Origin of the sequence: Citrobacter sp. Cm046 (assembly GCF_030333065.1) — a bacterium.
Classification (GTDB): Bacteria; Pseudomonadota; Gammaproteobacteria; order Enterobacterales; family Enterobacteriaceae; genus Citrobacter; species Citrobacter murliniae.
The window spans coordinates 1-201 of the sequence record NZ_JAOWGP010000017.1 but is presented as its reverse complement, the minus strand read 5'-3'; the positions used below and the strand labels follow the sequence as shown (position 1 = coordinate 201).

Below are 201 nucleotides of genomic sequence, written 5' to 3'. Positions count from 1 at the left end.
AACCGTAGGGGAACCTGCGGTTGGATCACCTCCTTACCTTAAAGAACCGTTCCTTGTAGTGTCCACACAGATTGTCTGATAGAAAGTAAATAGCAAGGCGTCTTGCGATTGAGACTTATACGTCCCCTTCGTCTAGAGGCCCAGGACACCGCCCTTTCACGGCGGTAACAGGGGTTCGAATCCCCTAGGGGACGCCACTTG

1 tRNA gene is annotated in these 201 nt (G+C 52.7%); it reads left to right on the top strand.

From position 1 onward, the window contains the following. The first annotated feature begins 121 nt into the window (after nucleotides 1–121). Nucleotides 122–197: transfer RNA gene (locus OGX98_RS00805), tRNA-Glu, on the top strand. Nucleotides 198–201 lie beyond the last annotated feature (4 nt).